General features: G+C 48.5%; 16 protein-coding genes. 7 read left to right on the top strand and 9 right to left on the bottom strand.

Features of this window, described 5'->3' with window-relative positions; genetic code table 11:
* Both JF818_RS14070 and JF818_RS14065 read right to left on the bottom strand, forming a co-directional pair.
* The coding region (locus tag JF818_RS14070; protein ID WP_198892607.1) for an ATP-binding protein at positions 1–1850 on the bottom strand (1850 nt) is incomplete at its 3' end.
* A 123-nt stretch (positions 1851–1973) separates the two neighbouring features.
* Positions 1974–4601, bottom strand: a complete 2628-nt coding sequence (locus tag JF818_RS14065; RefSeq protein WP_198892606.1) for a chitobiase/beta-hexosaminidase C-terminal domain-containing protein — start codon at positions 4599–4601, stop codon at positions 1974–1976.
* A gap of 327 nt (positions 4602–4928) precedes the next feature.
* Between JF818_RS14065 and xdhA the strand changes: the two genes are divergently transcribed.
* From xdhA to JF818_RS14040, 5 genes are all read left to right on the top strand, one after another.
* Entirely contained in the window at positions 4929–7217 is a 2289-nt protein-coding gene (gene xdhA / locus JF818_RS14060) for a xanthine dehydrogenase subunit XdhA (RefSeq protein ID WP_198892605.1), read from the top strand.
* Positions 7218–7229: 12 nt separating this feature from the next.
* Positions 7230–8117, top strand: a complete 888-nt coding sequence (gene xdhB, locus JF818_RS14055) for a xanthine dehydrogenase subunit XdhB (protein ID WP_198892604.1) — start codon at positions 7230–7232, stop codon at positions 8115–8117.
* The gene (gene xdhC, locus JF818_RS14050) at positions 8110–8535 is read left to right on the top strand and encodes a xanthine dehydrogenase subunit XdhC (protein ID WP_233067915.1); all 426 of its coding nucleotides are present in this window, start codon (positions 8110–8112) and stop codon (positions 8533–8535) included. The genes xdhB and xdhC overlap by 8 nt, the downstream gene beginning before the upstream one ends.
* Positions 8536–8880: 345 nt before the next feature.
* A complete protein-coding gene (locus tag JF818_RS14045; RefSeq protein WP_117329645.1) occupies positions 8881–9162 on the top strand; it encodes an RNA-binding protein in 282 nt (93 codons plus the stop codon).
* Between the two features lie 215 nt (positions 9163–9377).
* A complete protein-coding gene (locus JF818_RS14040) occupies positions 9378–10385 on the top strand; it encodes a ketopantoate reductase family protein (protein ID WP_198892603.1) in 1008 nt (335 codons plus the stop codon).
* On the opposite strand, the gene JF818_RS14035 is transcribed toward JF818_RS14040, so the two are convergent.
* Positions 10382–11833, bottom strand: a complete 1452-nt coding sequence (locus JF818_RS14035) for an SLC13 family permease (RefSeq protein ID WP_198892602.1) — start codon at positions 11831–11833, stop codon at positions 10382–10384. The two genes, JF818_RS14040 and JF818_RS14035, sit on opposite strands and share 4 nt — an antisense overlap.
* 38 nt (positions 11834–11871) lie before the next feature.
* On the opposite strand from JF818_RS14035, the gene JF818_RS14030 reads away from it, so the two are divergent.
* On the top strand, positions 11872–12645 hold the full coding sequence (locus JF818_RS14030) for a 3-ketoacyl-ACP reductase (protein ID WP_198892601.1): 774 nt from the start codon (positions 11872–11874) through the stop codon (positions 12643–12645).
* A gap of 26 nt (positions 12646–12671) precedes the next feature.
* Here JF818_RS14030 and JF818_RS14025 read toward each other — a convergent pair whose 3' ends face one another.
* The 6 genes from JF818_RS14025 to JF818_RS14000 form a co-directional block, all read right to left on the bottom strand.
* Positions 12672–14672 (bottom strand): FAD-binding protein, encoded by a 2001-nt coding sequence (locus JF818_RS14025; protein ID WP_198892600.1) that lies wholly within the window; start codon positions 14670–14672, stop codon positions 12672–12674.
* Positions 14673–15671: a LacI family DNA-binding transcriptional regulator gene (locus JF818_RS14020; RefSeq protein ID WP_198892599.1), complete on the bottom strand. Its 999-nt coding sequence runs from the start codon at positions 15669–15671 to the stop codon at positions 14673–14675.
* Between the two features lie 12 nt (positions 15672–15683).
* The gene (locus JF818_RS14015; protein ID WP_198892598.1) at positions 15684–16823 is read right to left on the bottom strand and encodes an NADH:flavin oxidoreductase; all 1140 of its coding nucleotides are present in this window, start codon (positions 16821–16823) and stop codon (positions 15684–15686) included.
* Between the two features lie 3 nt (positions 16824–16826).
* Positions 16827–18335, bottom strand: a complete 1509-nt coding sequence (locus tag JF818_RS14010) for a tripartite tricarboxylate transporter permease (RefSeq protein WP_198892597.1) — start codon at positions 18333–18335, stop codon at positions 16827–16829.
* Between the two features lie 18 nt (positions 18336–18353).
* Positions 18354–18833, bottom strand: a complete 480-nt coding sequence (locus JF818_RS14005) for a tripartite tricarboxylate transporter TctB family protein (protein ID WP_198892596.1) — start codon at positions 18831–18833, stop codon at positions 18354–18356.
* A 93-nt stretch (positions 18834–18926) separates the two neighbouring features.
* The gene (locus tag JF818_RS14000; RefSeq protein ID WP_198892595.1) at positions 18927–19904 is read right to left on the bottom strand and encodes a tripartite tricarboxylate transporter substrate binding protein; all 978 of its coding nucleotides are present in this window, start codon (positions 19902–19904) and stop codon (positions 18927–18929) included.
* Positions 19905–20230: 326 nt separating this feature from the next.
* Between JF818_RS14000 and gtfA the strand changes: the two genes are divergently transcribed.
* The gene (gtfA, locus tag JF818_RS13995; RefSeq protein ID WP_198892594.1) at positions 20231–21658 is read left to right on the top strand and encodes a sucrose phosphorylase; all 1428 of its coding nucleotides are present in this window, start codon (positions 20231–20233) and stop codon (positions 21656–21658) included.
* Position 21659: the final 1 nt, after the last annotated feature.

The following is a 21659-nucleotide window of genomic DNA, read 5'->3' as shown; positions in this document are numbered from 1 at the left end:
ATCGAATCTCGTGCAGTGAGAAAGATCAGGGGGGTTGGGGTATCGACAAAACGCCTCCTCACTTCCTTGAGGAATGCATGTCCATCCATTTGGGGCATCATGATATCGCTGATGATCAGAGCCACATCCTCATTTTCGAGCAATTGCAGTGCTTGGTCGGCTGAAGAGGCTGATAAAACCCGATACTTCTTCTGGAGAATGGATTGAATGTACCATCTTAGGTCATCATTATCTTCCACGACGAGGATAGTAAGGCTATCGGAAGGAGGCTCTGGGCACTCCATCTCCAGATGCCTGAACTCAGAAAGATACAGATGCTCCAGCTCACTCTCAGAGACCATTGTCTCAGTTTGATGCAACAACAAGGAAGGAAAGCGAAGGGAAAAGATACTCCCTTCTCCTAGCCTGCTCTCCAACTCAATGGTTCCGCCATACTCCTCAACAATATACTTAACCAGAGGCAACCCAAGTCCAGTCTGCATAGAAGAAGAGGGGTCCTCCACCACCTCGAACTGTTCAAAAATCCTCTCTTGGTCTTCTGGTACTATACCGATACCAGTATCAGAGACGGAGAGTATAAGCTCCTGTGAGTCTGCCTGGTGGAGGGAAAGGACCACTCGTCCCCCTTCCCCCGAGTATTTGATTGCATTGGAAAGGAGGTTCATCACCATCGATTCATAGTCTTCCTGTCTTACCATGAGACCGAGCTTTGGGGGTATCGAGCTGGCATCAAACTCCAAGGCAATATTCTTCTCTTGGGCAACAGGAAGGAATGCATTGATGAGAAGATTAGTCAGGGGAACAAGAGGGAGTGCGGTCTCCACCCTAACTTCCCGTCTTCGTTCCAAACGCAGCATATGGTTTACCTGTCTCAAGAGTATCAGGCTATTACGTTCTATTGCAGAGAGCATTGGCTCAGCTTGCTTGATCGTGAGTGCCGCATTTTCTTGTTTCAACTGTCTTACAAGACCAAGGATAACCGTCAGGGGTGTGCGGGTCTCGTGGCTCATGTTCAAGAAAAACCGTGTACGCTGGGAGAGAAGCTCCTGCGTACGAGATGCTTCTTGCCTCTCCATCTTGATCCGGTTGTATCGGTTCCCCACGGCTAAGGAAAAAAGTATCGCCTGCAGGGAGAGTCCGATGGGTTGGTTGTACTGCATCAAGAAGGTCGTAAACTGCTCATGCCCTTGCATGAAAGGGAAAATATTCAATGCATTGACACTGGTGGTAAAGGCAGGGGGAATGAATGCAACCAGGAGCAAGATTCCCTCCCTCTTCATCCATGCCATTGCCCTGATGATGGTATAGAGGAAGAGTGCATTGGTATAGAAAACAAAGAGTTCCCGGATGAAATTGAGCGTAGTGTGCAACCTTTCTGCCATAGGAAACAAGATCTTCAAAAGCAGGAAGAGCACCACATACCCACCAATGACAACGATATTGACCCGATTGAATGATGATAGCCTCTTATCGTGCTCCCTGATGGAAAACAACTCCTCGAAGAAGAGCAGGAAGGTCATGAACAGCAAATGGGTGATCATTGTCACCCGGTTATAGGTGAGAAAGAAGAAGAATCGGTCATAGGTGGAGAAGGTCTGGAGAATGGTAAGGAGAACCATGATGAGGGAAAAATAGAGGAACATTTTCTCCTTGGTCGAGATGGCAAGAAAGATATTGTACCAAAGAAGCCCGAACAATACCCCGAGTGCAACAAGCCCTACAACAAAAGGCGATGCCATGGATTCGCTATACTTGGGTTGGATCAAGGGAGCAGCATTGCAGATGGCGGGGACAAGCAGAAAAAGCATTGTTCCGGCCAGAGAGCGATTGATCGGGAGGCTTTTTCTCATTCCACCCTCCTACTCACACATGTTACTGTATTGTAACCGGTAGGAATCAGTGCGGTAAAGAGTTGAATATAAGAGAGTACGCCTCTCCCTAAAGAAAGGCGTACCGGAGCAGTGTTGTTGTCGCTAATCTGCAGCTAGACTCCGCTCCAATGTTCTGGCAGGAACCGTGTAGGAAGCACCTGAAAGGGAAACTACAGTTGCAGAGGGGACTTGTACGCTGTGCAAGTTCACCACCTGATTTGCAACTGTGGACGGATAGACGAGGTCCCCTTCAGTAAGACTGTCCGAGCGGTCCATGTCGACAACCACAAGCAGATAATATGTTCCTCCCAATACCTCTTTCAGACTTGCAGAGACCTTGTTCTGGTCTACATTCACCTGGGTGCAGGAAACAGGAGAGAAAGCCCTGGAGAGGTCGAGCTCCTGATCCTTGAACAGTAATACAAAGGCTGGCTTCCCTGCAGCGGCCAAAGGCACTGAAGAAACTTCTACAGGTACTGAGTACCTCTGCGCACCACTTACCTCATAGAACGCTTCCACGATCATGGAGGGGAATTGCTTCCCCGTCTGGTACGCAATCGCCTTGATGGTGGTATTGGAAGAAACAGGAATTGCATCGGTATAGGGTGTTGAACTGTTCGTTGGATCACTACCGTCAGTGGTGTAGTAGACACTCACTCCGGTTCCATTGGTTGCGATACTTACATGAATATCCTCTGTAAATGGACCTTCGTCAGGAGATGGATTATCAAGAATAGGAGGCAGAGCGTACACATCCCGGTAGGCAACATTCTGCACATCGATGGCAAAGTGATTCTGCCTGAAAGATAATTCGGTCTCCAATCCATGGTCATCAGACCGGCTCCCATAGAACCCTCTCTGTGAGGGCACCGGATCATTAGGATCAGCTCCCCATCCACCATACTCTGATGCACCAACCTGAGGAGCGAAGCTCATGAAGCGTTTTTCAAAATCAGTGGAACTGATAACAACTCCATCTCCCCAGCTTCTTCCGCTACAATCTTCCCCATACCCAAAGGCTATATCAATCTGCAGAGTGATAGCTACCTCTACAATCGACATCTCCAGCGCATCAGGAGTGTTGGATGGAGGAGGATCATAGACATAGCCTTGTTGGCTTCTTCCAGTTGGATCGGCATCCCTCCTGCTTGCCACCACACAGATTCGTCCCATGCTTAGGTCGAGCAAGGTCGGAAAATAGGTGGTGTATCCACTGCCATTCCACCTCTCTACCAGGGGCGCATCGTTATACAGGTTACTGACAAGACCAGAGTCATAGGCATACACCCCAAACTTGTTCCTCATGGTTGTTCGGTCAATAACAGTAGCTGGATCAAGTCGGGTATCACTGTAGAGGACGCTAGACATGTCAGAAACACCTAGATGATCGTCCACCTCATAGTAGATGATACTTGCATCCCGATTGCTCCTAATAGTCCCTCCACTCTTGATAGGGGTACTCGCTATGGGATTGGCTTCATTATATGTACCAAAGCCTCCTGGATCGGAAACCTCCTCAATATGGGGATGGTCGTAAGGAACCGGCTGGGCATCTCCCACTGGTTTGTTGAATATGTTCTGATTAACCGTCCAGTAGATGCAAGCTCCCGATGGATTTGGATGCTTGTCTGCGTTCAAGAGAAATGGGTCTTTTGGATCTGGATTTGTTACATCAGGCCATGCATCCCCTGTACTCTCGAGATTGACAAAGGTTGGAATGAGTCCAGAACTTACTGTTTTCTCTGCAGTACCAGAACCCGTTAGAGGATAGTAGCCCTTATATTCCACCTGTGGGTTAGGCTCCTCTACCGTATCGGTATCATAGTCATCATACCCACCTCCACTCACCTCAGGTACAGCTGACCCATCCCAAGAGTCTGGGCCATCACCATGCTTCAGGTATGCCCATTGCCAGCCCTTATCAGGAGAATCTCCAGCTTTGTTCACCACCAAGTCTCCTGCCTTGAATTGCCCGTAATCGTTGTAATACAGTCGTACAGCCCCAAAACCGGAGAGCTCCGCCTCATAATAGACAAGCTCATACGCTATACCAGTAAAAACCACACCTTCTGGGGGCAGGTCATCAACATCCACCTTGAAGGAAGTATCATTCAGGTCGAATACTGCCAAGGTATCATCAGTTACATCACTGGGGGTGTCATTCGACCCATCAAAGATTACAAAGGAGCCTTCCTTTACCTCCTGCTTTGTTACAGGGGTGTCATCATCCACATAGACAGAGAACTCAAGCATATCATCCTCTGTTGGCGGAACATCAGGATAGTGGGAGGTGTTGAACCCGGGTAGCTTGGTCATTGCATTGTTTCTATATGCAGTCAGTGCTGTTCCATCCCATGCATTCATGGCATCATAACGCCCCCTGCCATAGATACCCTTTAATCCAATCTTCTGTACGGTAGCGTCAGGAATCAATGCAATGTAGCGATAAGCAACCTTGAGGCTGTCTGGGGTGATGGACGTAAACCCACTGTCAGTCTGACTTGCTGCAAGCCAACGGGAGGTTATGCTTTTCTCCTCAGAAGCTTCATACTCACCTGCCCTGAACGAAGACTCACCATCAGGGGCTCTGGCCAGGGAAAAAACCGCTACATCCTCTTGTTCCTCTTCACCAGGATTGTTACCAGGATCCTTTTTACATCCGGCAAGAGAAGTCAGAAGAAAAAGGATCAGTCCGATACATGCTATATAGTGTGTAATTTTTACCTTCATACTGTTTTCCTCTCCTATCCAAGAACAGTATGAAAAGGAACCATCCAAGGCGATAGCAGGTAAAAGCACCTAAGATTATAGGTATTCCTACCTAGAATTTGTTATCTGTTAGATGGATAGCAATATTATCAATCCATACTCTTTTTTTTCGCTTATTGAGAATAATTCCTTGAATTTGTTGCAATTTGTTGTATTATGAAAGTACGAAAAGAAAGCTCTGCCTTTCTGGAAGCTTCTATGCTCATCTTTCACAGAAAAAATGTGAAGTTTCTGCCTAGTCCCAGAATTTGCAGAAGCAGGGTTGTTGAGGAAACAAGGAGGAACTCCATGAATATCATAGGAAAATCCCCAAACCGAGTCGATGCATACGACAAGGTGACAGGAAAAGCAAAATATACCCCCGATCTGGTCTCTCCCCATGCCCTTCATGCAAAAGTACTGCATAGTACCATTGCAAATGGCTGGGTGAAGGAGTTTGACCTATCTGAGGCATGGAAGGTTGAAGGGGTTGTGGACATTGTCACCTGTTTCGATGTCCCCGACATTCAGTTCCCTACTGCAGGGCACCCATGGTCGACCGAACCCAAACACCAGGATATCGCTGACCGTAAGTTGCTCAATGCAAGGGTTCGCTGCTATGCCGATGACATTGCAGCAGTTATTGCCGAAACTGAGATTGCTGCAGAAGAAGCAGTGAGAAAGATCAAGGTAACCTACGAAGAGTATGCCCCCATCCTCTCCATTGAAGATGCAATGAAGGAAGGGGCAACGGTAATCCATGAGGAAAAGCCAAACAACGTAGTGGTCCACTCTTCCTATGAAATTGGTTCCTTTGAAGAGTCCATTAAGGAAAAGGGCCTTATCAAAGTCGTAGGCGACTATGAGACCCCAATTGTAACCCACTGCCATATTGAACCTGCAAACTCGTTTGCATATGAGGAAGATGGCAAGATTGTCGTGGTAAGCTCCACCCAGATTCCCCATATCGTGCGCCGTGTCTGTTCCCAGGCCTTGGGAGTAGGATTTGGCAAGATCAGGATTGTGAAGCCCTATATTGGTGGTGGATTCGGCAACAAGCAGGATGCTCTTACCGAGCCCTTGAATGCCTACCTGACCACTCGTGTTGGGGGTAGACCTGTTATCTTGGCATATACCAGGGAAGAGACCTTTGCCTGTACAAGAACAAGACATGCAATGAAGTTCCACATTGAGAGCTATATTCGCCCTGATGGGTCCTTTGCTGCAAGAAGCATCGAAGCCTACTCCAACCAAGGAGCATATGCGAGCCATGCACACGCACTGGTTGCCAATGCAGTAAACGGATTCAGGATGATGTATCCGGTGGGGGCAATCAAGGGAGAGGCTTATACGGTCTACACCAACATGCCAACCGCTGGAGCAATGAGGGCCTACGGTATTCCCCAGATTGGGTTTGCCTTGGAAGCCCACGTGGATGATATCGTTGCCAAGACTGGTTTTGACTCGATCAAGATCCGAAAGCAGAATATGATGAAGCTTGGCTTCGTTGACCCGGTTACCACCATCACCTGTCACTCCACCGGCCTCGAGGAGTGTATCGACAAGGGAGAGAAATACCTCTCCTATTCAAAGAAGCGCAAGGAGTACGAGAAGCAGGATGGGCCGATCAGGAAAGGAGTTGGCATGGCCATCTTCTGCTACAAGACCGGTGTCTATCCGATCAGCTTGGAGACCTCTGCAGTGCGCATGCTGCTCAACCAGGATGGATCTCTGCAGGTACAGATGGGAGCAACTGAGATCGGTCAGGGTGCTGATACTGTCTTTGCCATGATGGCCGCTGAAACCATCGGCCTAACGATGGACAAGATTCACATGATCAGCAAGCAGGACACTGATGTCACTCCCTACGATACCGGTGCCTATGCCTCCCGACAGTCCTATGTATCTGGGTTGGCGGTTAAGAAAACTGCCGAAGCCTTCAAGAAAAAGCTGCTTGATTTTGCCGGTTTTATGCTGAAGTGTGATCCATGGGATCTGGATATCAAGGAAAACTACATTGTGCACACCAACAAGGATGAGCATTTGCTCTCGGTTGCAGATGTAGCCATTGAATCCTGCTACAGCCTGACAAACTCACAGCATATTGCTGCTGAGGAGACACACCACTGCACAGACAACACGTACTCCTTCGGAGTCTGTTTTGTCGAGGTAGAGGTGGATATCCCGATGTGTCAGGTAAAGGTTCTGGATATCATCAATGTCCATGACTCAGGAACCATTCTCAATCACCAGACTGCAAAGGGTCAGGTGCATGGTGGAATGAGCATGGGGCTTGGCTATGGATTGTATGAACGACATCTGTTCGACCCGAAGACAGGCCGGATGTACAACGACAATCTGCTTGACTACAAGCTGATGACCGCTCTGGATACCCCTGACCTCCATGCTGACTTTGTAGAGACCTATGACCCCACCGGTCCATACGGAAACAAGAGCCTCGGCGAACCTCCTACGATTCCCGTTGCCCCAGCCATCCGTAATGCAGTACTCAATGCAACCGGAGTTGCTGTAAATGCAATTCCGCTTCACCCCCAACGTCTGTTTGGTGCATTCACCGATGCGGGACTGATCAAATAAAGGAAGGAGCGCATGTATAACTTTAATAAACTCTATGAACCAACCTCTGTAGAGGAGGCCTTACGGCTTAAGAAAGAGCATCCTGAAGCTCTCATCCTTGCCGGAGGCAGTGATATCCTGATCAAGATCCGCGAAGGGAAGCTTGCAGGTTGTGATCTCATCAACATCTATATGCTCGAAGACCTGAGAGGCATCTGCCTTGAGGATGATGGTTCAATCCTTATCCGTCCACTGACCAGCTTCACCGATGTCTCCATGCATCCAGTGATCAGGGAACATGTTCCCGTCCTGGGCGAGGCTGTTGACCAGATCGGCGGCCCCCAGATCAGGAATATCGGCACCATTGGTGGAAACATCTGCAACGGTGTCACCAGCGCCGACTCGGCAACCACCCTCAAGGCGTATGATGCAGTTCTGGAGCTGACCAGTCTGGATGGGATACGAATCCTTCCCTATGCAGAATTCAATCTTGGACCGGGCAAGGTAGACCTTCGCCAAGGCGAGATCATGACTGGTATCCGTATTCCCAAAGAGAGCTACGAGAATACCTATGGCCACTACATCAAGTATGCGATGCGACGTGCTATGGATATCGCGACTCTCGGTTGCTCAGTCAATGTGACATTGAACGATAACAAGGACGCAATAGAAAGGCTCCGCATTGCCTTTGGAGTTGCAGCCCCCATCCCCATCCGCTCCACAAAAGCAGAGGAGAGCGCCAAGGGACATGCCCTTGATGCAGCACTTCTGGAAGCGGTAGCTGAGGGTGCACTTGCTGATGTCACGCCAAGAACAAGTTGGAGAGCCAGCAAGGAGTTCAGACTGCAGTTGGTAAAGGAGCTCGCAAGACGGGCAACCAAGGCAGCTGTAGAGAAAGCAGGAGGAACAATCAATGGCTAATAAAGATATCACCTGCACGGTCAATGGGAAGCAGAGAACGTTTACCGTGGATATTCGTTCATCTCTTTCCGATATGCTCCGTGGAAACGCTGGCTTGGACAGCATCAAACATGGCTGTGATGTAGGAGAATGTGGTGCTTGTACCGTTCTGATCAATGGAAAGCCGTTCAACTCCTGTATCTATATGGCAATATGGGCAGAGGGAAAGGATATCCTGACCCTCGAGGGATTGAGTGACACAAAGGGAACGATCAGCGACATTCAGCAGGCCTTCATCGATGAAGGTGCTGTACAGTGTGGCTTCTGTACCCCGGGATTCATCATGTCTTCCATTCCCATCATCAACAAGGATACTCCCTCAACAAGGGAGGAGATCAGAAAGCAGGTAGCTGGCAACCTTTGCAGGTGCACCGGTTGAGCATATTGTTGATGCAATTGAGAAAACCCAGAAGAAACGCATTGCAGAGAAGAAAAAGAACTAGAAATTCTTTTCACTTGCTATAAACGGGATGACCTATAAAGGTGGTCCCGTTTATTTTGTTTCCGAAATATGATGAATCTTCTGTCCATACATTGACTCTTTGTGAAATAAACCCTACTGTAAGGCAACTTACGTATTTGTGTTTCTTTCTGTTCCTAAATCCTATCTTTGAAGGCTTGTTGCTAAACTATCATGCTATCTGACGGGTCCCCGAACGAACTAATCCCAAATTCTTAAAATACCCTCAGAAAGCAAACACATAGTTTGCAAAGGAACTGTATCATGGCTAAAAAAATTTATGTCGGAAACATGAGCTACCAAACTTCAGAAGAGTCCTTGTACTCCCTGTTCGCACAATTCGGTGACGTGCTGAGTGCACACATCATTGTCGATCGTGACACCAATCGCCCCAAGGGGTTTGCATTTGTTGAGATGGATCAGGATGATGCAGCAGTAGCTGCCATTTCCCAGCTCGATGGTCAGGAAGTTGATGGCCGTAACCTGAAAGTAAACGAAGCAATTGCGCGTCCCAGAACTGAACGCCGCGATTCCTACCGCTACTAGGCTTTAACAAAGCAATTATCAACAGAGGGACCGAAAGGTCCCTTTGTTTTATTCTATGCAGGTACCCAGTACTATTGATTGACTCCACGCATATCAGATGACTGCATATTTCATGAAGTGCAACACCCTCCATTTCTGTGGTAATCCTTTCACTTCTATCTTGTGCAATCTTTCCCCTTCCCTGTAGTCTACTATTCATAGGAGGAGGAAAACGTATGCGCATTGCCATCTATGGTGCTGGGTCATTGGGAACCATTTTGGGAGCGTATCTTCATGAACGAGGGGTCGCTGTTGATCTCATCAGCAGAAACAAGGAACATATTGAGGCACTCCAAAGGAAAGGAGCCCAGATTGTAGGCAAGCGAACAGCCACAATCCCTGTTACCGCCTTGTTGCCTGAAGACATGAAGGGAACATATGACCTCATCTTCCTGCTTACCAAGCAACTCGAGAACAGAAGAGTAGCGTCCTTCTTGAAACCATACCTCAAAGAAGACGGAATGCTCTGTACCATGCAGAACGGAATCCCTGAACCCACCTTGATGGAAATCCTTGGAAGCAATCGAGTTTGTGGGTGTACCATCGGATGGGGTGCCACCTTGACCGGAAGCGGGGTGGTAGAACTGACCAGTGATGAGCATACATTCTCATTCAGCCTTGGCCTGCCTGTTCCTGGGCGGGAGGCAATGCTTGAAGAAATCTCCCAGATTCTTTCTTTGATGGGAGAAATTACCATTGAGCATAATTTCATCGGAGCCCGTTGGTCGAAGCTCCTGATCAATGCCTCGTTCAGTGGAACCGCTACAGCCCTAGGCTGTACGTTTGGGGATGTTGCAGCAAACAGACAAGCAAGAAGGATAGCACAGAGGATTATGAAAGAGTGTATCGATATAGCCAAAGCCTCTTCAGTTACCTTGGAACCCGTACAAGGAAAAGACATTGCAAAGCTTTTCGATTATACGAATTCTCTTAAGAAGTGGGTCAGCTTCCACTTGATCCCCTTTGCGATCCGCAAGCATCGCCAGCTGAAACCAAGCATGCTCCAAGACATAGAGAAAGGCAAACCCTGTGAGGTAGATGCCATAAACGGCGTACTCAGCGAGCAAGGAAAGAAATTGGGGATTCCTACTCCCATAAATGACCAGGTAGTATCCATTATTCACCGCATCGAAGCCAAGGAGCTTCAACCATCAATGGAAAACCTGAAGGGCTTCATACTCTAGAGGATACCGAGCAGCTTCCACCAGAGCGTTTCCACTACCACAGTGGTGAAATACACTACTGCAATCATGGGAACACCCAATTTGATCGTCTCCCTCTGGGAGTATAACCCGTTCCCCTCTCCCTGTCCCACCAGCACATTCATGTGGTGGAATGGAAGAATGTAGTGACTTCCGATAACCGTATATGACCAGAACACAACCACCATTGGATTGATATCCAGGGGAGCAATATAGGCAAGCAGGGCGGGAATTGCTACACCCATGACTGATAGTACGCTTCCAAGCACCATATGAACCACCAAGGTAAAGGTGGTAACGATGATGGCAAGCAGGAAAATATTGGAAGGAATGAACGAGGGAAGCACCACTTGGGCAATGTAGGCATTCACCCCGGTCTCAGCGCCTACCTTCCCGATTGCCGTTGCTGCACTGATAAAGATGAGAACCTGGATGGGCACTTCCTTGAAATGCTTAGGCTCAAGGACTTCCCCAATGATGGGTAGGCTCATCAACACGGCAAGAAGGAAGGTGACCCAACCGATGTCGATTCCATGCAGAAAATCCAGTGACCAAACCACAATGGCAATACATAACCAGACCACCACACGCACATCTTTTTTGGTGAATGACCCCAATTCACGAGATGCCTCGCTGATGGCAACCTTATTTAGGTGTAAGGGTTTCTTTGGGGTGAATAATACCAGGAAGAGAGCCAGCGTAAGAAGGCTTGCAATAAAGGCAGGCAAGCCCATAATTTCCAGCCAGCCAAGCCATGAAAGCTCAATGCCAGCATAGGCAACCGCCAATGGACTGGTAACACTTGCTCCAGTGAGAAAAATAAGGGAAATAGGTACTGAGGAGGCAAAGACAGCGAAGCCTATAACAATTGCCTCTTTTCGTTCGATATTCGCACTCTTTATAACCACACTCATGACTGACATGATCAAGAACGCACGGGGCCATGCATGGGGAATGAGTAGACTCAGGATGAAGGTCAGTGCAAAGATTGCAATGATCAAGGTTTTATAGGATGTGACAAAATGAAGGAGGAATGAGTAGGCTATACGTTGTCCCAAAGAGGAAGAGCGAACCGCTGCTGCGATCAGATAGGCTCCTATGATCAGGTAGGTACTTGAGCTTGTCCAGGTAGAGAGTACGGTAGCTGGCTTGCTTACATCCAAGACGATCAACAGGACCAAGTACATACCTGCAATATAGCCGGTATGGCTTACCTGGAAGGCCCAGAAGACAACAGTCATCAAGGTAAGCGCCAAAGCGAGTCTACCCTTGCTTTCCAGTCCATCCAGAGGAAGCACGAGGATAAGCACAAAAGCGGCCAATCCTAATCCCAATCCCAGCATCCTGGTGTTGATTCCTTTGTTTTCTCTCTTCACTTCACTACCCTTTCCTATATCTTGACGCTTGACAGCGAGAACAAAAGCCTTCACAATTCATATTGTTGCATGCAACAATATGGAGGATATCAATGCCACAAACCATTCTGGTCACCGGTGGAAGCCGCGGAATTGGAAGAGGAATCTGCCTCTCGCTCGCCGCACGTGGGTACTCGGTTATCATAAACTATGCAGGGAACAAGGAAGCTGCCTTGGAAACCCAACATCTATGCCAAGAAGCCGCGATTGACAAAAACCAAGCCTTCTTCATCATACAAGGCGACATCTCCGATGAACAACAACAAAACCAACTCGTCTCCCAAGCATTCTCTTTCACCGGTTCACTGGATGGGCTGGTCAATAATGCAGGGGTTGCACCAAAAGAACGAGCAGACCTGCTGCAGATGAGCCCAGAATCGTATGATCGCCTTATGTACACGAACCTGAGAGGCCCTGTCTTTCTTACCCAGAAGATTGCAAACCGATGGAAAGAAAACTCCTCACTACAAGGAAAGATCATCGTATTCATCACCTCTGTCTCAGCTACCATGGTGTCGGTAAACCGAGGCGAGTACTGCATCAGCAAGGCAGGACTTGGGATGGCTGCTTCCCTCTTCTCAACACGTCTCGCACCTGAAGGTGCTCTCGTGTACGAAATACGACCGGGTATCATCAAGACCGATATGACCTCAGCGGTAGAGGGAAAGTATGACTCCCTGCTTGCAGAAGGGCTGGTACCACAGATGCGCTGGGGTACGCCCCAGGACATCGGCAAGACGGTAAGCTCCCTATTCGAGGGTGCGCTCCCCTTCTCCAGCGGAACAGTCATCACTGTTGATGGAGGACTTGCGATCCCCAGACTGTAACAGTCTCGTATCCCTATCTCAATGTATTATGCGTTGAGATAGGATTTTTCCTTGAATTCCCGCCAAACACGCTCAAACCAGAAGGTCTCTGATGGTACTTCCCTACAGGTATCCCATCGGCACTGGAGTGAACTTGATTCATCCAGGTCTATAACCTGTACGTATGAACGCAAGGACCTCTCCTCGGGCACCATGCTATAGGTAGCCAACAAGGGGTGAGGAGTCTCTCCTTCCTCAGATACCACAAGATATGATCCCCTACTTCCACCTCCTCTCTCCAGATAGGTTTTAATGGCATACAAGTACCACCCCTGGGCCAAAACCATATGTCTCAAGCGTAGTACCTTTGGGAGATAAACGAAGGGTATGTCGGTTATGCTTGCAAGCATGGATTGTTGCTCTTTCGCATCCACCAAAGCCTTTTCGACCAAGGAGTGCGCCCTGATAGGCCCAGCTGAGCGAGACATACGCTGTTGCAATAGGGATTGTTGGGTATCAAGCAGAATCTTGGCTTCCTGCAAGTTGCTTCTCTCGTCGGATGTAACGTGCTTGATGTATTGGATCAGGTCGTTGATCTGTGTTTTGCAAGCCTGTATTGTAGCTGCTTTAGGAGTACCATATCCCATGATCCTTGTAGCAGCTCGTAGAGCTCCTACCTGACCAGCGTTCAATGCACTACCCCCTGGTCTGCTCACACCATGGCTCCCGTTCACCTCCCCAATGGGATAGAGATGAGCGATATTCGTGGACTCCCACCAGATATCGGCAGCAAGTCCACCGTTGTTGTGCTGTGCACATACATCAATCTCAAGGGTGTCCTTGGAGAGATCGATATGATTACTTGCATACATGTCAATTGCAGCCTGATTGAGCAACTGGAGCCGTTCATAGGGAGTTTCAGCCCAAGCTCCGGATGTCTGCAGGTACCCCAAGGCACTGGAAGCAACACATGTTTTGGAAAAGTCACACCATTCGCTCTTCCCACTAAGGTTCTCACGGAAATCCATGAAAACACGTCTTCCCTTCACCTGTGTCTCCTGGTAGACCAACAAATCGATCAAGGAAGATCCTTCATCAGGAATCTTTGCTGCATCGAATGGCCACTGGTAGCCTTTGAGAAACACTGCATTGGTCAAAGCTTCCCAAGAGGAGAAGTAGGGAGAGAGGAAATCTTCAGGATTATTCCCTTCCCTGTCAGTGCTGTAATAACGAGGAAGTACCTGCTGGTAACTTCCCGAGAGGTTCCATCTGAACTTGATGCTTGCAATACCAAACTGGGACTCAGTCAGGTTTGCTGCTTCTGCTCCGATCTCCATGGCAAGACCAATGCTTCCCACGTGAACCCTTGGATAAACTGAAGAGGCGTAAAACCCTGCAGGTCCACCGGTTCCCAGGACCACATGGTCGGCAAGAATAACTGACAGACCATGGTTTTCCTCTTGCAATTTCGTCTTGTCCAGAATGACGGCTCCCACCATCTGATCATTCTCATCAGTAAGTAGGCGCACTACATCACACTGGTCCCACAATGGTGTACCATTTCTTTGGACTTCAGCACTGAGGACCCTTACCATCTCTCTGGAAGTATAGGGACCTAGCGATATCCCTCTGGAACTTGGGTCATGGTCGGTTTTATACCCGGTGTATCCACCATAGCGGTTGTGAGGGAATTCCATCCCCAACGAGACCAGGTTATAGAATGCACGGAGAGAGTTCTGGGCTTCAATAAATGCAATATCCCCATGGGTAGCACCACCACGGATGTATGACTCCACCATCGCGTAGGGGGAATCGGGAACATGGCTGGCATCACTTTGGCGATAGTACGTCTGTTTGTCACTCCCGGTATTACGGCTGGTACCCCCATTACGATTATCGGTAACAATAAGCATCTCGCTGCATCCCATTCGATGCAGATGAATGGCACAAGAGAGGGAGGCTGCACCAGAGCCTATGATCAAGACACCCGTTTGATATACAGGAAGAGCGTACCCTTGGAATAGATATTGTTCACTTGCATCAACCATCTAGATTGTTTCTCCTACGATATAGTCCCCTTCCAAGGCTTTCTGTATTGCATTATCCAAACGATTGATAATGCGACCGTTCAACCACATCCCCGCTTCTTTTCCCAATTTCAGGAGTGAGAACTCAATAGTGTCGATCCTCTGGTCCAATAGTTGCAACATGGGGGAGTTGTCAAATCCTGTGAGGGAAAACAGGTCAGGTACCCTCCAATTTCTTCTCAAAGCAGTTTGGTAGAGAGAAACAGCCATAAGGTCGTTGAAGCAGAAAACCCCGTTATAGGAGTGCTCCTCTATTGCGGGCAGTACTTTCTCACGTAGTTCGGTGAGAGAGTCCACCATAATCACATCCTTATCACGGTCAAAGGGAATATTACGGGCCTGGCACCCTTTATAGACTCCCATCTCACGTTGTTCACTTACCGAAGGAAGTTTTGAAAAACCGACGTAACAAGGCTTGAGGGATTCCCCCCGCTTCTTGTACATCGCATTCACCAAGGCGTCCATACCGACCAGGTTATCCACCAACACATAGTTATGTTCAGGGTTTGAACGGTTCAGAAGGATGAACGGGACAGAACGGTCTTCCAGAAGTTCCTCAAGGGCATCAGAGGGTTTGGTGAATGCGAAAATGCACCCATCGATGTCCCCAAGTTTCTTGGAGTCGAAGAGCGAGAGATCGCCATCATTCAAGCTGGTAATGATATTCACACGAGTTTCGCCGAATCCATGCTGGATACCTTCGATCAATTCAGCCACATCATAGAAGAGATGGATGTAACTGAACTGGGTCTTGGGCAGAAACAGGCGGATATTGATAATTGCCCGTCCTTTCTGTCGTTTGATTGCTCGTTTTTGGTACCCCATCTCTTCTGCAGTACGAAGGATGAGTTCCTTCTTCTCTGTACTGATGAGGGAAGAGTTGTTGAGTACCCTCGAAACGGTACTGGGACTAAGTCCCAGCCGTTTCGAAATATCATATACCGTTACTCGCTTTGTCATGCCATCAATCACCTATTCTTTTATCACAGGGTAGATGATGCACTTCACCTTCTCCTGTTTCACCATGAGTTTTGAACAGCCCGAACAAAGTTTACAATAATCCACCTGCTCCCCCAGAGCAAGGCGTTTCGGGAATAGTGGGTCAGCAAGTGTCTGTCTTCCCCAACCTACGAAGTCTGTGTCCCCGTTCTGCAAGTTCTCTTCTGCAAGGGGAAGTGCTTCTTCCTTGAGGACAGAATAGGCAGAACCAAACACCTTCATTGCATCCCCGACCAAGGCTTTCGCCCTTCGGGCATACCTGAACTGGTGAAGATAAAACCACTTGGAGGTTGCAGTCGGTCGGGTGATTTCACTGGTTACCCCAGGAATTCCTGCTGAGACATTCACATAATCCAGGCCAAGGTTGACCATAAGCCGGATCACCTCGTCCATCTCATTTAGATCTTCCACCGCGTCATCAGCGCTCTTTGTGCCACATCCGCCCTTGATCCCTTCCCAGTAGCTGATTCTGCTGCCAAGGATGAAGTCCTTGTTCTTCAGACGGGTCTTCAGTTCCTTCACAGACTCAGAGAGGAATCGGGTACGGTTCTGGAAGGAACCTCCCCACTTGTCATCTCTCTGGTTTGCAGGACGAAGCAATTCACACCCGAAGTACCCATGGCACATCTTGAAATCCACACCATCGGCACCTGCCTCTTCTGCGAGCAGGGTTGCTTCCACAAACAGGCGTTGTATTTCATCAATCTCCTCGGTGGTGAGCAAGTGCTCATGGGGTGCTGGATCATACAAGGCAGTTGGCTGGGAAAAGTCCTTGCCACTCTTGCGTCCTGAGTGGGTGATCTGGAAAAGAATCAGGGCATTGGGGTCGGCCTTTTTCATCTCTGAAACCAGCTTCTTGAATCCCGGAAGGTGTTCTCTGTTGATCACCATCTGGTTCTTTCTTGCCAAGGCATCACTTTTTACTGCAAGTGCCTCAATAACGATGACACCCCACTTCCCCTCTGCAAGCTGTGTATAGCGCTTGATTGCGCGCTCTGATACTGCTCCATTTTCCCCGTCATTCCCTTCCATTGGTTGGGCAACAAAGCGGTTCTGTGCAGTACGATTTCCAATTTTCAGTGAACTGAGCAATATACTATTCGTATCAAGCATACGTTATACTCCCTTGGTATTTGTAATGATATTCTTGAGTTTCTTCATGACTACTGGGCCGGCAAGTACCACCACCACAACAACCAGGAAGAACAGGCTGATAGGTCTCTGGACAAATGTAGCCCAATTGCCTTCATTCAACATCAAGGCACGTCTGAAATTGCTCTCAAACAAGGGTCCGAGGATCATTCCAAGAATAATCGGTGCAATGGGCAAGCCGATCTTCCTGAAGAGGAACCCGACCAAACCACTGATGATGAGTACCCAGATATCAAAGATTGAGTTGCTGATGGCATAGCTACCGACCAACCCAAATACCAGGATGGCTGGGATGAGATACTTCTTCGGGAAGCTGATCAGCTTTGCATATACGCGTGCACCAAGCAAGCCGAGGATGCACATAAAGACTACCGAGAGCAGCAAGCTGATGAAAATTGAGGAGACGAACGGCATCTGCTGTTGGAACAACAGAGGACCTGGACGAAGTCCCTGGATGATAAGGCCACCCATCAAGACTGCGGTCATCGCATCCCCTGGGATACCGAGGGTAAGCATGGGGATCAAGGCACCACCGGTGCTTGCATTGTTTGCAGCCTCCGGAGCCGCAATTCCCTCAATAATACCGGTACCAAGCAAGTCTCGGCGTTTACCCAGACGCTTCTCTTGTCCATAGGCGACCAAGGAAGCAATGGAACCACCAGCTGCAGGGAGCGCACCGATCAATACTCCAATAAAGGAAGATCGCACTACTGTACCAAATATTCTCTTGATATCCTTCCAGGGAGGAACAATCTTACTCAACTTCTGTTCAACGGTTACCTTGTATTCGGCGCTGGAGATCTGCACCAGCATCTCAGAGAGACCATACATACCGATCATAACCGGGATTGAGTCGATTCCTTCCAACAGCTCTGCCTGCCCCATTATGAACCGGGGATATCCGGTGATGGGGTCCAAGCCTACAATTCCGATGATCAGACCGATAACACCGGCGATCAGCCCCTTGATGGTGGAACCAGGTGAGATGATTGCAATGATACTTAGTCCGATAAGGGTAATCCCTACATATTCTTCTGCACTGAATTTCAGGGCAACACTGGCAATGGCCGGTGCTGCAAACATCAGGACAAACACACTGAGGAATCCCCCAATGGTGGAACTAATCGTGGAAATACCGATGGCCTCTCCTGCACGCCCGGCCTGGCTCATCGGATATCCGTCCAGACTGGTTGCGATAGCTGAAGGTGTTCCCGGGATGTTGATCAGGATGGCCGAGATCGACCCTCCATACACAGCTCCGGTATACAGCCCCAACAAGAAGGCAAAGGAGATATAGGGTGACATCCCAAAGGTAAAGGGGATGAATACGGCAATGGTCATGGTTGCAGTAAGGCCTGGCAAGGCTCCGAACACAATTCCTACCAATACCCCCAGGAAGGAGGAAAGGAACATGGCTGGGTTGGTAAATTGCTGCAATCCCGAAAGATATAAATCCATTGAAAACAATTCCATGATGAAATCCTCTTTGTGTTAGATCAACATCCCTTGTGGGAAGGGGATGGCAAGTACCATCTTGAAGATGATATAGACGATTACAGTCAGCGCAAGGGAGATTCCCCCGATAACCAAGGGTCTGCGGTGTGCTTTGTCACTCAACATCCAGGTGAGTGTGGTGATGAAGATCAGGCTTGCAGTGGCAAAGCCAAGAAATTTCATGATAAAGGGGTACAGTACCAGCAGGATAAGCGTAACAGCGAAGAGGGAGAAAGCAGCCTTGGTGGTCCACCATGCTTCAACGTCTTTCTGTACATACTGTTTGCGGATAGCTTCAATGATCATCAATACTGACAAGACAGCAAGGATGATGGAAAGCATTCTTGGATAAAACCCTGTATTGAGTGCAGGAATGCCACCTTCACGGGTAGGCATGAACCCAGCTGCGATGAAAAGCAGGCCTGCAAATGCGAAGAACCCGATTCCTGCCAGGATATCCATGTTTTTTTTAGTCATCTACTTCTCCAAATATCTGTAGATTAGCATTAAATATCGTCCCCAATCGATGCTTGAGGACGATATATCTCATTACTCCGTCTTCAAGACAGATCAGTCATCAACAAACTCAACACCGAGCTCATTGACCAAGAACTCAAGCTGCTTCTCAGCATCTGCAATAACCGTCTTGAACTCATTACGGTCAAGGTAGACAGGCTGATAACCAGCATCGATCAAGAACTTACGGATGGTCTCGTCCTGCATGGCCTTGCCGATTGCCTCGTCAAGAATTCTCACTTTCTCAGGATCGGTGCCCTTGGGAGCAACAAAACCACTGTAGTTACCCATTACTACATCAATACCAAGTTCCTTGAGGGTAGGTACATCAGGATAGGAAGGGTGACGCTCAGCAGATGCAATTGCAAGCAGTCTCAATGCACCAGAATCAACGTGTGCAGAGAGGTCTGGAAGTGGGATGTTGGTCATATCAACATGTCCACCCAGAAGTGCTGTTACCGCTTCTGCATAAGCAGGATACGGGATATGATTCACTTTGATGCCAGCCATGGCTTCAAAGTAAGAGGCATAGATATGTGCACTTGCACCGGAACCAGAGTTGGAATTCTTAAGCTTTCCAGGGTTGGCCTTTGCATAGTCCAGCAAGTCCTGCAGGGTCATGAATGGGCTGTCAGCATTGACGGTAACCGTTGCAGGGATGGTGATGACCTGGCTGATCAACTCAACATTGTGGATGTCTGGGTATACCGGAGAGACATACTTTGCAGAGACCGTGGACATGGAAGTGGTTCCAATGACATAGCCATCATTGGCGGACTCTTCAATTTCCAGTGATCCTACAACACCGCCACCACCAGGTTTGTTCTCAACAACAAAGGGTACCCCAAACTGCTTCTCAAGGTGGCTGGCCACAGGACGGGTCAGAACATCAGTCATTCCACCAACGGACCAAGGGATGATAACCCTTACATTCCGCGAGGGATACGCGTCAATAGCCTCTTCCTGCGTCCCGTTAGCAAGTACAGGGAAAGCAAGCATGAGAATGACAGCTAAAATCAACAGTTTCTTCATTGTCTCCTCCTTAGGAGTGTGCCACACCATGTAGCACGGTATAATTGTTGCATGCAACTATTCTTTATTGCATGCAACAATCTTACCCTATATAAGAATTCTGTCAAGAACTTTTTTACACTTCTTTGCTCTCGGTCAAGGAATATGTTTTGGGAAATACAGATAGTTCACTAAAAGCCATAGTTTACTGAGTCCTATCCATCACCCTTCTTGTAAAATCGTACGCGCTACACTACCTGAAAAATTGAATATTGAAAATATGTCAAACGCTTGACATATACCATACGGTATTGCATAGTAAAGTCTCAAACCAGATGGAGGAAGCTATGAAGAATGGAGTCATGCTTATCACCTATCCCGACTCAATGGGATCAAATCTTTCCGACTTGGATACCATCCTGTCCAAACATTTCAGCAAGGCATTGACCTCACTGCATATCCTCCCTTTCTTTCCCTCCTCAGGGGACAGGGGCTTTGCACCATACACCTATGAAGAGGTAGACCCTACCTTTGGCTCCTGGAAAGATATCGACCACCTTGCAGAAACCTACGACCTGGTCTTCGACTATATGATCAACCATATCTCTGCCAAGAGCCCATTACTGAAGGAGTATCTCGCCGAAGGCCCTGACTCTCCGAGCAAGGACTACTTCATTGACTACGAGACCTTTTGGGGAGGAGAACCCACTGAGGAGCAAATCCAGAAGATCTACAAGCGAAAACCAAAGGACCCCTATGAAACGGTTACCTTCTCCGGTGGTGAGAAAAGGAAACTCTGGTGCACCTTCAGTGAAGAACAAATTGACTTGAACGTACAGACTGATCTGGGAGAATCCTTCATGGAAGCAAATCTTGCGAGGCTTGCCCAGCATGGAGCAAAGATCGTTCGCCTGGATGCGTTTGCCTACGCATTCAAAAAGAAGGACACAGACTGTTTCTTTGTAGAGCCGGAGACCTGGCAGCTACTGGCAAAATGTCGGAGCGTAGTCGAGAAATATGGCTCTGATGTACTGCCTGAAATCCATGAACACTACTCCATCCAGCTCAAGCTTGCCAGCCATAGCTACCCTGTCTATGACTTCGCCTTGCCTATGCTGATGCTCCATGCTCTCTACTTCCACCAGACCCAGTACCTGAAGAACTGGTTTGCCATCTGTCCCAGAAACCAATACACCACACTCGACACCCATGATGGAATCGGCGTGGTGGATGTCTATGGCCTTCTCCCTGATGAGGAGATTGATGCAACCAAGGAACATCTCTACGATCATGGGGCGAATGTCAAGAGAATCTACAACAGCGAAACGTACAACAACCTTGATATCTACCAGATCAACTGCACCTACTACTCCGCCCTGGGAGAAGATGACCGTGCATACCTGCTTGCCAGGGCAGTCCAGTTCTTCAGTCCAGGCATTCCTCAGATCTACTATGTGGGAATGCTCGCAGGAAGCAATGACCTGGAACTGCTTGAAAAGACCAAGGAAGGGAGAAACATCAACCGGCATTATTACACCAAGGAAGAGGTTGATGAGGCGGTCCAGCGACCGGTGGTGGTTGCTCTCCGTCTGTTGATGGAACTTCGCTCCTCCCACCCCGCCTTTGATGGCATCTTCCAGATGGAGGAGCCCACTGATGAAGAACACTTGATCATCACCTGGGAACACAGGGGAAGAGCCATAACCCTGAACGCTGACTTCGCATCCTACTCCTTCACGATTGAGGAAGGGGATCATACCCTGATGAGGCTATAAT

Source organism: Sphaerochaeta sp. S2, assembly GCF_016406725.1.
Lineage (GTDB): Bacteria > Spirochaetota > Spirochaetia > Sphaerochaetales > Sphaerochaetaceae > Sphaerochaeta.
This window is presented reverse-complemented; position numbering and strand designations above follow the sequence as displayed.

What these genes read in the sequence shown, in the direction of transcription:
- JF818_RS14065 (WP_198892606.1), bottom strand. Translation starts at nt 4,601, where the DNA reads ATGAAGGTAAAAATTACACACTATATAGCATGTATCGGACTGATCCTT.
- xdhA (WP_198892605.1), top strand. Translation starts at nt 4,929, where the DNA reads ATGAATATCATAGGAAAATCCCCAAACCGAGTCGATGCATACGACAAG.
- xdhB (WP_198892604.1), top strand. Translation starts at nt 7,230, where the DNA reads ATGTATAACTTTAATAAACTCTATGAACCAACCTCTGTAGAGGAGGCC.
- xdhC (WP_233067915.1), top strand. Translation starts at nt 8,110, where the DNA reads ATGGCTAATAAAGATATCACCTGCACGGTCAATGGGAAGCAGAGAACG.
- JF818_RS14045 (WP_117329645.1), top strand. Translation starts at nt 8,881, where the DNA reads ATGGCTAAAAAAATTTATGTCGGAAACATGAGCTACCAAACTTCAGAA.
- JF818_RS14040 (WP_198892603.1), top strand. Translation starts at nt 9,378, where the DNA reads ATGCGCATTGCCATCTATGGTGCTGGGTCATTGGGAACCATTTTGGGA.
- JF818_RS14030 (WP_198892601.1), top strand. Translation starts at nt 11,872, where the DNA reads ATGCCACAAACCATTCTGGTCACCGGTGGAAGCCGCGGAATTGGAAGA.
- JF818_RS14025 (WP_198892600.1), bottom strand. Translation starts at nt 14,672, where the DNA reads ATGGTTGATGCAAGTGAACAATATCTATTCCAAGGGTACGCTCTTCCT.
- JF818_RS14020 (WP_198892599.1), bottom strand. Translation starts at nt 15,671, where the DNA reads ATGACAAAGCGAGTAACGGTATATGATATTTCGAAACGGCTGGGACTT.
- JF818_RS14015 (WP_198892598.1), bottom strand. Translation starts at nt 16,823, where the DNA reads ATGCTTGATACGAATAGTATATTGCTCAGTTCACTGAAAATTGGAAAT.
- JF818_RS14010 (WP_198892597.1), bottom strand. Translation starts at nt 18,335, where the DNA reads ATGGAATTGTTTTCAATGGATTTATATCTTTCGGGATTGCAGCAATTT.
- JF818_RS14005 (WP_198892596.1), bottom strand. Translation starts at nt 18,833, where the DNA reads ATGACTAAAAAAAACATGGATATCCTGGCAGGAATCGGGTTCTTCGCA.
- JF818_RS14000 (WP_198892595.1), bottom strand. Translation starts at nt 19,904, where the DNA reads ATGAAGAAACTGTTGATTTTAGCTGTCATTCTCATGCTTGCTTTCCCT.
- gtfA (WP_198892594.1), top strand. Translation starts at nt 20,231, where the DNA reads ATGAAGAATGGAGTCATGCTTATCACCTATCCCGACTCAATGGGATCA.